The organism is Bdellovibrio sp. (assembly GCF_036384735.1).
In the GTDB taxonomy this organism is placed as follows: Bacteria; Bdellovibrionota; Bdellovibrionia; order Bdellovibrionales; family Bdellovibrionaceae; genus Bdellovibrio.
The window spans coordinates 1-11,777 of the sequence record NZ_DASVLT010000021.1; the positions used below are offsets into that span (position 1 = coordinate 1).

Annotated in this window: 12 protein-coding genes; 8 read left to right on the top strand and 4 right to left on the bottom strand. The window is 43.9% G+C overall.

The window, feature by feature from the left end; all coding sequences use genetic code 11:
- The 6 genes from VF412_RS06375 to VF412_RS06400 form a co-directional block, all read left to right on the top strand.
- On the top strand, positions 1–185 hold a 185-nt coding region (locus tag VF412_RS06375), incomplete at its 5' end, for a methylenetetrahydrofolate reductase (protein WP_331338384.1).
- 22 nt (positions 186–207) lie between these two features.
- Positions 208–3,801 carry a methionine synthase gene (metH, locus tag VF412_RS06380; protein WP_331338385.1) on the top strand — a complete coding sequence of 1,198 codons (3,594 nt, stop codon included), beginning with the start codon at positions 208–210 and terminating at the stop codon, positions 3,799–3,801.
- A gap of 102 nt (positions 3,802–3,903) precedes the next feature.
- A complete protein-coding gene (locus VF412_RS06385) occupies positions 3,904–4,803 on the top strand; it encodes an FkbM family methyltransferase (protein WP_331338386.1) in 900 nt (299 codons plus the stop codon).
- 124 nt (positions 4,804–4,927) lie between these two features.
- Complete coding sequence (locus tag VF412_RS06390; protein ID WP_331338387.1) at positions 4,928–6,277, top strand: UDP-glucose/GDP-mannose dehydrogenase family protein; 1,350 nt, start codon at positions 4,928–4,930, stop codon at positions 6,275–6,277.
- 27 nt (positions 6,278–6,304) lie between these two features.
- Positions 6,305–7,135: an N-acetylglucosaminyltransferase gene (locus tag VF412_RS06395; RefSeq protein ID WP_331338388.1), complete on the top strand. Its 831-nt coding sequence runs from the start codon at positions 6,305–6,307 to the stop codon at positions 7,133–7,135.
- A 23-nt stretch (positions 7,136–7,158) separates the two neighbouring features.
- Positions 7,159–7,674 carry a class I SAM-dependent methyltransferase gene (locus VF412_RS06400; protein ID WP_331338389.1) on the top strand — a complete coding sequence of 172 codons (516 nt, stop codon included), beginning with the start codon at positions 7,159–7,161 and terminating at the stop codon, positions 7,672–7,674.
- On the opposite strand, the gene VF412_RS06405 is transcribed toward VF412_RS06400, so the two are convergent.
- Entirely contained in the window at positions 7,675–8,157 is a 483-nt protein-coding gene (locus tag VF412_RS06405) for a hypothetical protein (RefSeq protein ID WP_331338390.1), read from the bottom strand.
- Between the two features lie 214 nt (positions 8,158–8,371).
- Positions 8,372–8,797 carry a PPC domain-containing DNA-binding protein gene (locus VF412_RS06410; protein WP_331338391.1) on the bottom strand — a complete coding sequence of 142 codons (426 nt, stop codon included), beginning with the start codon at positions 8,795–8,797 and terminating at the stop codon, positions 8,372–8,374.
- 128 nt (positions 8,798–8,925) lie between these two features.
- On the opposite strand from VF412_RS06410, the gene cysK reads away from it, so the two are divergent.
- Entirely contained in the window at positions 8,926–9,915 is a 990-nt protein-coding gene (cysK, locus tag VF412_RS06415; RefSeq protein ID WP_331338392.1) for a cysteine synthase A, read from the top strand.
- A 6-nt stretch (positions 9,916–9,921) separates the two neighbouring features.
- Positions 9,922–10,671, top strand: a complete 750-nt coding sequence (locus tag VF412_RS06420) for an endonuclease/exonuclease/phosphatase family protein (protein ID WP_331338393.1) — start codon at positions 9,922–9,924, stop codon at positions 10,669–10,671.
- A 48-nt stretch (positions 10,672–10,719) separates the two neighbouring features.
- On the opposite strand, the gene VF412_RS06425 is transcribed toward VF412_RS06420, so the two are convergent.
- Together VF412_RS06425 and VF412_RS06430 are read right to left on the bottom strand one after the other, a co-directional pair.
- A complete protein-coding gene (locus VF412_RS06425) occupies positions 10,720–11,247 on the bottom strand; it encodes a hypothetical protein (RefSeq protein WP_331338394.1) in 528 nt (175 codons plus the stop codon).
- Positions 11,234–11,767: a sigma-70 family RNA polymerase sigma factor gene (locus VF412_RS06430; RefSeq protein WP_331338395.1), complete on the bottom strand. Its 534-nt coding sequence runs from the start codon at positions 11,765–11,767 to the stop codon at positions 11,234–11,236. Before VF412_RS06430 ends, VF412_RS06425 begins: the two co-directional genes overlap by 14 nt.
- Positions 11,768–11,777: the final 10 nt, after the last annotated feature.

The following is an 11,777-nucleotide window of genomic DNA, read 5'->3' on the forward strand; positions in this document are numbered from 1 at the left end:
ACATCGATTTGCCAAATGCTTTGGTAGATGAGGTCAATGCTTCCCCAAATCATGCGGCCGAAATTGGTTCTCGTTGGGCTCAAAAGCAAGTGGAAGGCCTTTTAGCAAAAGGCGTCCCAGGCGTGCATTTCTATGTATTGAATGACGTTCAATGTATCGCGAATATCGTTAAAAGTTTTAAGTAAAAGAATAGGAAACTTGTAAGAGATGATCAAAAATCCGGTTCTGATTGAACTTGAAGGCATTTTAAAGCAACGTTTAATGTTCCTCGATGGGGCCATGGGAACCATGGTTCAATTGCACAAGCTTTCAGAATCAGATTATCGTGGCGAGAAATTTAAAAATCATCATCGCGACCTTAAAGGCAATAACGATCTTCTTGTTTTAACAAAGCCTGAGGTCATCTATGACATTCACATGAAATACCTTGAGGCGGGTGCAGATATCATTGAAACGAATACGTTCAATGGAACCCGCATTGCGCAGGAAGATTATGGCTTGTCAGATCTTGTTTATGAGCTAAACGTGGCAGCCGCACGTTTGGCAAAAAAAGCGTGTCACGATTATCAAGCAAAAACAGGAAAACGCTGCTATGTCGCGGGTGCCATTGGACCCACGAATAAAACGGCCTCTTTAAGTCCTGACGTCAACAACCCGGGATTTCGCGCGACCAGCTTTGACCAATTGAAACACGCCTATAAAGAGCAAGTCGAAGGTTTGCTTGAAGGTGGCGCCGATATTCTTTTGCCCGAAACTATCTTCGACACCCTGAATGCAAAGGCTGCTCTTTTCGCGATTTCTGAAGTTGAAGAAGAACGTCAGGAAAAATTCCCGTTAATGATCTCTGTGACAATCACAGATTTGTCAGGAAGAACCTTGTCAGGCCAAACGGTTGAGGCCTTCTGGAATTCTGTTCGTCATTCAAAGCCACTCAGTGTTGGTATTAACTGCGCTTTGGGGGCTAAAGAGATGCATCCGTATATTCGTGAGCTAGCCCGTGTCTCTGATTGCTATGTGTCGTGCTATCCGAATGCGGGTTTGCCGAATCCTTTAAGCCCAACGGGTTACGACGAGACTCCAGAATCATTGGCATACCAACTAGGTCTCATGGCTGAAGAAGGTATAGTAAATATCTTAGGTGGATGTTGCGGAACAACGCCAAAGCATATTCAAAAAGTGGCAGAGTTTTTAAAAGATCAAACACATCACGAAAAACCGGCACATATTGAACCTATGATGAGGTTAAGTGGGCTTGAGCCATTTAACCTTTCGCGGGAAAAAGTCCGAAACTTTGTGATGATCGGTGAACGTACGAACGTCACGGGGTCCCCTAAATTTGCGAGGCTTATCAAAGAAGATAAATACGATGAGGCTCTTGAGGTTGCTCGTAACCAAGTCAACACGGGCGCAAATATTTTGGACGTGAATTTTGACGAGGGAATGATCGACGGTCCTGCGGCCATGACGAGATTCTTGAATCTTCTCGCGGCCGAACCGGATGTTTCTAAAGTTCCGATCATGGTAGATTCCTCAAAATGGAGTGTCTTAGAGGCAGGTCTTAAGTGCTTGCAGGGAAAAGCCATCGTGAATTCTATCTCTCTGAAAGAGGGGGAGGCTGAATTCCTAAGGCAAGCGCGCCTCGTTCAACGCTACGGCGCTGCAATCGTCGTTATGGCCTTTGATGAACAAGGGCAAGCAGCCAGCAAAGAGGATAAAGTACGTATTTGCAAACGCGCCTACAAACTTTTAACGGAAAAATTAGACTTCGGTCCGTCAGATATTATTTTTGATCCGAATATTTTGACTGTGGCGACAGGCATGGAAGAGCACAATAACTATGCCATGGATTTCATCGAAGCTATTCATGAAATCAAGAAAGAGTGCCCTCATGTCTATACAAGCGGCGGTGTTTCCAACTTAAGCTTCAGTTTCCGTGGTAACAATAAAGTGCGCGAAGCGATTCACTCGGTCTTCTTGTATCATGCCGTTCAAGCCGGTCTTGATATGGGCATTGTGAATGCCGGAATGCTTGAGATCTATGAAGAGGTTGAACCACACTTAAGAAAACTTGCAGAAGCTGTTGTTCTAAATGCGTCGCCAAAGGCCGCTGAAGACCTTTTGAAAGAAGCGGAAAAATACAAAAATGAAAAGGGTACTGAAAAGCACGTCGTCGATGAAGACTGGCGTAAGCTACCTTTGCAAGAGCGCATTACTCACGCCCTTGTGAAGGGCATTGATGCCCACATCGTTGAAGATGCCGAAGAGGCTCGTCAACAGTTTGGCCGTCCTTTGAACGTTATCGAAGGCCCATTGATGAATGGAATGAAGGTTGTCGGTGAGCTTTTTGGTTCCGGCAGAATGTTCCTTCCTCAAGTTGTAAAAAGCGCGCGCGTAATGAAAAAAGCCGTAGCTCATCTTGAGCCTTTCATGGAAGAAGAAAAGAAAACGCGCACGGGGCTTCAAGGCCAAGGAACGATGGTTATCGCCACGGTGAAGGGTGACGTTCACGACATTGGTAAAAACATCGTGTCAGTAGTGATGGCGTGCAATGGATACAAGGTTGTCGATCTAGGTGTTATGGTTCCAGTGCAAAATATTGTCTCCGCCGCGAAAGAAAATAACGCGGACTTGATTGGCCTGAGTGGTTTGATCACTCCGTCCCTTGAGGAAATGGCATTCAATTTGACTGAATTCCAAAGAGAAGGATTTGATATTCCAATTCTGATCGGTGGAGCAACGACCTCTAAAGTACATACGGCAGTGAAGCTTGCACCTCATTATAAAGGAGTGGTCAGTCACGTGGCCGATGCTTCATTGGTTGTTGAAGTCGGCAATAAGCTTCTAAGCCCCAATTCGAAAGAGTCTTATTCTAAAGAAGTAAAGACTTTGAACCAAAATCTAAAGACGCAATATGAAAGCTCGTTAGGTCAAGGAAATCAAATTTCCGCTGAAGAAGCGCGTTCGAAAAAATACACATGCGATTGGGCTAAGGTGGATATCGCCATCCCTCAGAAAAAAGGCATCATAGAGTTCAATGTTTCTGTCGCGGAACTTCGTGATTACATCGACTGGGGGCCTTTCTTTTGGGCTTGGGAATTAAAGGGGCTGTATCCGAAAATTTTCGAAAATGAAAAATACGGTGTCGAGGCGCGAAAACTCTATGATGATGCTCAAGGCATGTTAGATAAGTTGATTCAAGATAATCGCTTGAAACCAAAATCTTTGGTCGGAGTTTTCGCGGCAGATTCGAAAGATGAAGAAGTGAATGTCTACTCGGAAGATGGCTCTCTTCTTGAAAAATTACGTTTTGATCGTCAACGTCGCGAAAAAGTCGTGAATAACGGTATTCACTACTGCTTGGCAGATTTTATTGCTCCGAAGGAAGTAAATCGTCATGACCATATTGGCCTTTTTGTTGTCACTGCCGGCGACGAAGTCGATGTCATCGCGAAAGAGTATGAAGCTCAATACGATGACTATAATTCGATCTTAGTGAAAGCTATAGGCGATCGTTTGGCTGAAGCTCTGGCTGAGTACACACACAAGAAGGTGCGCGGTTTGTTTGGTATCGCCGAAAGTCTTAGCAATGAAGATCTGATTGCGGAAAAATACCGTGGAATTCGTCCTGCACCTGGCTATCCAGCATGTCCAGATCATAGTGAAAAGAAAAAGATCTGGAAACTTTTGGACGCTGAGAAGTTGACGGGTGTTGCTTTAACAGAAAACTTTGCAATGACCCCTCCAGCAAGTGTTTCGGGATATTATTTTATGCATGAGGGTGCAAAATACTTCGCGATATAAAATGGCTGTAATGTTGAAATCTTGTTTTTTGGCGCGACGAGTAAAGAGCTCTGCTGAAAATAAAGAAATTGCCCTCTTCAGAGACTCGCTTATGTTTCTGATATGGCAGTTATTAATATCAAGAATAATAAGATAGCATTAGCAATTGCTAAACGCCGATGGCTTCGGCGGCTTAATATTTTCTCTATCCCTGACCGTGGATTTATCAATTGGAAGTCTTGGCGCTTTTATCTATTTCTAAAGGATTGGAAGGGGCCATCGTTTCACGTTCTTACTTCAGGTGTGGAAAGTTACGAAGAGCAGAATTATCGTCTGATTAAGTGCCTATGCAACGGAAGTTCAGTATTTTTCGATATCGGCGCAAATATCGGATTGTTTTCGTTGCGTCTGGCTCGTGATGAGAAGAATGTCAAAGTATATGCCTTCGAGCCGGAGCCGCAGGCATTTAGTTGTCTTAGCTCTACACTCAGCGCCAATGCTATCACCTCGGTGCAGTTAAGCAAGTTGGCACTTTCAGACTTTGAAGGCTCAGCAGTTTTTTATTTCGACGGAGAAAATCATGGCGGGCATTCTCTAGAGGCCGATGCTATCATTCGAGACGGAAGTGTCATCTCTAAACAGCTCTCTGTAGGGGTGACTACATTGGACAGCGTAGTGAAATCACTTTCTCTTGCTGAAGTGACTTTAGTTAAAATAGATGTTCAGCGACACGAACTAAATGTTATCAACGGGTCTCGTGAAACGATAAATAAATTTCGGCCTATTTTTTTAGTTGAAATTTTCTTTGAAGATCTCATGCAGGCAAATATTTTTGAAGCATTTAGATTGGCGGGAGGCTACTCGGTCTACGACATGATCTCCGGCAAATTTGTCTCTCTTGAAGCTTGTGCGGAGGAAATTCAAGCTCGAGAGGGTGAACTTTTTCGAGATTTATTTTTGGTTCCTGAGGAAAAAAAAATTCTACTCATGAGTAAAGACGCACGCAGATTAACAATTGTGTAACAATTGTGTAACAATTGTGTCGTCAAGTGGCGCAATGAAATGCTTTCGATGGCTGTAGAGCCTTGCCTTTGTCCTTCTACAAGAGTACGAATTAGAGTTCATCTTTTGTTTTGGGAGATTGAGGTTGCTAAAAATTTCCGTTTTCGGAACCGGTTATGTCGGACTTGTAACCGGTGTCTGTTTCGCTGATATGGGCCATAATGTTACTTGCGTTGATATTGATGCAAGTAAGGTTGAACTATTGAAACGAGCGCAATCTCCAATTTATGAACCCGGCCTTGATGAGATGTTATCTTCGAATATTAAGGCTCATCGACTTCATTTCACCACTGACGCAAAAGAGGCCACAGAAGGAGCAGATGTCATCTTTATCGCCGTTGGCACTCCGCCGAATGAAGATGGTTCGGCAGACTTACAATATGTCTTAAAGGTTGCAGAAGACATCGCTAGTCATTTGAATGACTACAAGGTTATTGTGACCAAGTCGACTGTTCCAGTCGGCACTTGGCGCAAAGTTAAAAATAAAATCAATGATGTTTTAAAAAAACGTAACCTCGATATCGAGTTCGACATTTGCTCAAATCCAGAGTTTCTTCGCGAAGGATCTGCGATCGAAGATAGTTTGAAACCAAATCGTGTCGTTGTAGGGGTTGAATCCGAAAAAGCCGGCAAGATCATGCGCGAGCTTTACGAGCCATTTTTAAACGGAAATCCACTATTGTTGATGGATCCATTTTCAAGCGAAATGACCAAATATGCTGCAAACTCTATGTTGGCGGCTCGTATTAGTCTGATGAATGAGTTCTCGCGCGTGTGTGAACAAGTGGGCGCCGATATAGAGTGGGTTCGTCGTGGCATTGGGGCCGATCATCGCATTGGTCCTCACTTCTTGTTTGCAGGCGTCGGTTACGGTGGCAGTTGCTTTCCTAAAGACGTTCGCGCATTGATTCGTACAGGCGATGAGCTTGGCGAGAGTTTAGAAATTTTAAAAGCTGTCGAATCAACAAATCTTCGTCAAAAAAATAATTTCTTTGAAAAGGTTGAAAAACATTTCGAGGGACAGTTTAAAAATCGCAAAGTTGCAATGTGGGGTGTGGCTTTCAAGCCGGGAACGGATGATATCCGTGAGGCTCCTGCATTGCATTTGATTGAAAAAATCTTGGCTGCCGGTGGAGCTGTTTCGGTTTTTGATCCTGTAGCTGCGAATTCTGCTCAAAAATATTTTAGCCATTATTCTTCTGTGAAGTCGCAAGCAGCGACTCATCTTCATTTCATCGACGATCAATACGATGTTCTTGAAGATGCCGATGCTCTTCTTATCGTGACAGAGTGGAAAGCATTCCGTGAACCAGTATTCGATAAGATGAAAAAGAATTTGAGGAAGCCCGTGGTCTTTGATGGCCGCAATATTTACTCTCCCAAAAAAATGCAAGAGAGAGGCTTCCATTATATATCGATCGGTCGTCCTTCATAGGATGGATCGATCTGGTTTGAGGGTACCATGATCTACGATTGTTTTTCGTTCTTTAATGAACTTGATCTTCTAGAAATACGTCTGAACGTTATGAACGATGTGGTAGATCGTTTTGTGCTTGTCGAAGCAACTAAGACTTTCCAAATGAAAGATAAACCAATGCTCTTTGAAGCTAACAAAGAGCGTTTTAAGCCGTTTCTTCATAAGATTGATCATATCGTTGTGGATACTTACCCGACTTTTTGGACAAAATTTCGCAAAGTGAAAACTTGGGATTATCACGACAATCAGAAAGAAGCGAAGATGCGTGGTTTGAAGGATGCAAAACCTGATGACACGATTATCGTTTCTGATTTAGATGAAATTCCTCGCCCTGATTTGGTTTTGAAATATGCAAATACTCCCGAGATTAAGGTCTTTCAGCAAAGACTTTATTATTACTATTTGAATTGCTTTGTGAAAGATTATCCCGAGCCGATTGAAGTTTATAACGGCTATAAGCCGTGGCAGGGTACGGTCATGATGAAGCGCAAAGATTTGAAGTCTATCAAAAAAGCGCGCTTGTATCGCGGTGAAAGGCACGATTCAAATAAAGTAAAAATTGTCCGCGAAGGCGGTTGGCACTTTAGCTATTTAGGTGGCGTAAAAGCTGTTATAGAGAAGATCGAGGCTTATTCTCACAAAGAGCATAATGTTGAGTCTTTCAAAGATCCAAAACGTATTGAAGCTTTGATTAAACAAGGCAAAGGGCTTTACGGACAGAATGTTGTGTCTGAATTCGTGGCTATTGATGACACTTTCCCGCAGTATATTTGTGAGCACCAAGATAAGTATAAAGATTTGATTCTTCACCCGTAAGGTACTTTTAGGAAGGCATGAAGATGAAATTGATCGATATCGGTTGTGGTCCAAAAAAAGCGGAAGATCATTATGGTATCGATTGCTTTCAGTTTCATGGCGTAGATCAAGTTTTTGATTTTGATGCCGGGAAGTGGCCGATAGAAGATAACTCCTTTGATGGGGCTCGCAGCGTTCATGTAATCGAACACATTACTGACACAAAGAATTTCCTCAGCGAAATTCACCGCATCTGTAAAAACGGAGCAGAAGTCTACATCGAAACTCCGCATTTCTCATGGGTCGATTCATGGAGCGACCCCACGCATCGCTGGCATTTCTCAGCGGGCTGGTACCGCCCCTTAGCAAAAGGGGAGTATTTATCTGCGATCACGGGTGAGTTTGAACACGTAAAAACCGTCATTGAATTCAACAAATCTGCGCGCAGTTTGTTCCCGCGCTTGATCGTAAAACTTTTCGGTATTGAAACTTACGAGCGTTACTACGCCTTCAAGCATCCAGCACGCAATATCCACACTTGGTTGCGAGTGAAAAAGTAACTAAAACCTCACCCGCAAGCCAATCCCGATATCCAAATCCACATCTGTACTTGGAACAATATCGAGAGCTAAAGCCAATTCGGCGAAAACCTCGATGTTGGGATTATTGAAATTATAAAGCACTCCCAAAGGAGCCCGAGCACCCAGGGCGATGTCGCCGTCGTGGTCTCCGTGATTAATAAAAATCATGCGAGCGCCAAGACCATAATACATATTGATAGGACCTTCAGTGGTTTTAAAGCTGCGGGCATGGTCCCATAAGTAGGTTCCATGAATCTCGGTTCCTTCATAATGACCAAAGGAATACGCGAAAGCTCCTTCGAGTGAGTGAGCGTTATCTAGTCCAAAGCGACCGGAAATGCCTGTTGGATCTCCGATAACTACCCCTAGAGCGTTGTCTGCGTGGGCTGCCTCTGCGCCTAAGAATTCAACCAGTGCGAAAGAAAGTAACAAGGTGCAAGTAACGATGAGCGCCTTCTTCATGAAGTCCTCCTCAGTCAAAAATTTTACCTTCCTCGAGAAAGGTTTCCACTCTTTCTTAGTAGCGTGTTTCAACTGAGACGTGCAGCTGTAAAAAGTTTTAACGAAAAAATACAACTTTCAGAACAGCATATCTTGTTTTGCGATTGCAAAAGTAAATTCTTGTGCGCGGTTTGTCTGGCACAGAGGGAAGTAAGCAGAAGCGACGCTGGAAAAATTAAATACGTGGACGAACAACCAACTCAGGATAACCGGTCGCGGGATCCACTTCGCGTGTGAAAATCACGTCATCATTTTCAAGCAAAACAATTTCAGCCGTCGTATGAATCTCACACCCCTCCATCAAGTGACCACCAAGGACCTGACCTTTTTGATCAGCTATAGAGATGTGAATGTGGACTCCATCTGCTGAAATTGTCCCCGTTGCTGACACGATTTCGAACGGGCCCGTAAAAGTCGTCGCATTTTTGCCATTTGCCAGACGTAACTGAGCGATCTTTAAACTTCCTACGGCACTCGTAATAACAGCCGCTTTTAATCCGTGAGTTTGTGCGAAGTGTAAAAGCTCTTTCTTCAAATCCTGAGAGGGTCTCAATCGGAAACAAAAACTTGTCACTGCGCTGGAATAAAGTGGGGCTAACATAAACAAAACCGCCTGTTTTTAGTCGAAGGTCTTTGAAGACCTCAGTCATAGGAGTACACTATTTGAACCTGCTTCGGCAAAAGCTGATTGTAGGATAACTCATCATCGTCTGGACCCAAAGGACATCTATGAAAATTTACTCAGACATTACAAAAACTGTTGGTCAAACTCCTCTCGTGGAAATGCAAAGACTTGGGAAGGGCTTGCCCGGAAAACTCTGGTTGAAATTGGAATTTTTCAATCCACTGGGATCTGTGAAGGACCGTATTGGTCTTGCGATGATCGAGCAAGCAGAGCTTGATGGAAAACTCAAACCCGGCATGGAAATTATCGAGCCGACAAGTGGTAACACCGGTATTGCGCTGGCATTTGTGGCGGCGGCCAAAGGCTACTCTCTAACACTGACGATGCCCGAGACGATGTCGCAAGAGCGCCGAACTTTGCTTTTACTTTTGGGCGCAAAAATCGTTTTGACTCCGGGGCCTTTGGGGATGAAGGGCGCTATTGCAAAGGCGATGGAGATGATCGAGAAAACTCCGAATAGCTGGATGCCGGGACAGTTTGACAATAAAGCAAATCCCGCTATTCATAGAGAGACTACGGCTCTGGAAATCTGGTGCGATACTGACGGCAAAGTTGATATGGTTGTCGCAGGGGTTGGAACTTCGGGAACAATCACAGGTGTGGGGCAGGTTTTAAAAGCCAAAAAGCCCTCTGTAAAGATGATCGCAGTTGAGCCAACAGAAAGCCCGGTGCTTTCTGGAGGTAAACCGGGTCCCCATAAAATCCAAGGTTTGGGGGCGGGCTTTATACCTTCGGTGATGGATCGTTCCGTTGTTGATGGTGTCGAACAAATCTCTTCGGAAGAGTCTATGAAGATCGCGCGCGAAGTGATAAAAACGGAAGGCATTCCGGTGGGAATTTCTTCTGGCGCTTCGATCGGTGTGGGATTGCGTTTAGCGGCTCGTGAAGAAAATCGTGGCAAAAATATCGTCGTGATTGTTCCAAGTTACACAGAAAGATATTTATCAACTTTGCTTGCTGAACAAGAGCGTTCACAGGCGCAACAGATGACTGTTTCTGAAGTGGACGAGAAATATCTAAGTCGTATTAAGTAAGGCGTTATGGTTCCTTTTATTGTTCCAGCCCATGACAAAGTTTTGATGAAGATCGGCGAGGGAGAGAACACTCTTCCCGCGACTTCGGATTTGAACGTGTTTGTCTGGAATGTTTATAAGGGACAAAAAGCTCATATCTTTGAAAAAGACTTTAAGAAATTAGGCAGCGGCAAAGACTTTATTCTTTTGCAAGAAGCCCTCGTCGACAGCCGTATGCCTTTGCTTTGGAAGAATGATTTTTCCGCTTACGAATGGCATCTCGCTCAGAGTTTTCACTATAAGAAAGATCTGACAAGCACCGGAGTTGCCATTGGTTCGAAAATTTCACCGGTGACGGTGGACTTTATCAGATCCAAGGCGCGCGAATTCTTTTGGCTCACACCGAAGCTGACTTTGTTCAGTGAATATGACTTCGAAGGAAAGAAGGTTCTTTTCGTCTGCACTCACGTTTTGAATTTTGTGACGACAGCGGCCTTTTCGGCCTCACTATACGAAATAGCGCAGAAGATTTCTTTATTTGAAGGACCCGTGGTTTTAGCCGGCGACTTCAATACATGGAACGTGAAGCGCTACATGATTATGAAGAGCATCTTCCGTGATTTGAATCTCGAACATTTGGATTTAGAAAATGATGGACGTCTTTTAAAACTAGATCACGTTTTCGTTCGCGGATTCGATGTTCTCAAAGCCGAGGTTCATCACACGATCATGAGTTCGGACCATTTTCCTATCGAGATTAAATTAAAGCTTAAATAGCCGCATTCACAACAGATCTGTGAAGTTTTCTAAAAGCTCCAAGTGATCTTATTTTCTGAAGACAAGAAACTTTTGAAAACCATTCTTTGACAGAGTCGCAAGTTCGCCTGCAATCGCGGCGCCCACTAACCACAAAATTCCAGTTTCAATTGAAACCTCGCGATTTAGCATCGCAAAAATTCCTAGTGACACCAAAGAAAGTCCAGCGATCGTCAGCGACCGGGAACGAACAATGACCAACCACTCATCGTACTTTAAAACAAGACGAGCTAACAAAATCGTTGCTGCTAAATAAAAAGCACCACAGAAAGACTGACAGAAAGTAGGTGAGATCTTCATGAAAAGATCCATTAAGCCATCGCCCGAAAAAAATAATCGCAAACCAAATTGCGGGCAGGCCATCAAAGTCACAAAAGAACTTACCAAGTGAATCGCGCCTAGTTTCATCGCCACCGAAGAACGACGCGGAAGAGACTTCGCAATATCAGCCTGCACCTTTTGCAAAATAAAAGAAGAGCCCGCAGCGGTTCCTGCATCATCAACAAAAGATTTAAAATCTTTCTTAATGTTTTTCATGACGTCTCCTTAAAAGTTTCAAACTGCGACTGACAATTTGGCGAATGTTGCTTGTGGATTCGTGAAGTTTTTCTGCGATCTCTTCGTATTCTAGTTCATCGAGGTAGCGCATTTTCAAAACCTCTTTTTCTCTCACCTTTAGACTGTCCAACAAGACTTGCGATTCCTCCTTCTGTTCTAGAATAGGAGGCGAGGGGTCACTTTGTGACAATGAATCGTCCCATTCGAGGAAATCTTTAATTTCCCGATTCCTATAGTCTTTTAGTTCGCTGCGAGTGATGACGTAAATCCAGGCTAAAGCGCTATGTTTAACATCATAGAGATGCTTTTTGCGAAAGACCTGTAGAAAAACGATCTGCAGGACATCGTCAGCCTGCTCGCGGCTAAGGCCTCTTTTCAGGCCATAGGAAAGGACGCGGCCAGAGTGTCTCAGATAAAGATGATCCAAAGCCTTTGCGTCGCCCTCGGCAAGGGACACAAGAAGTTCTTCATCTGATTGGTCTTGAAAGTTTTTTTTCATCGGTTTGTCA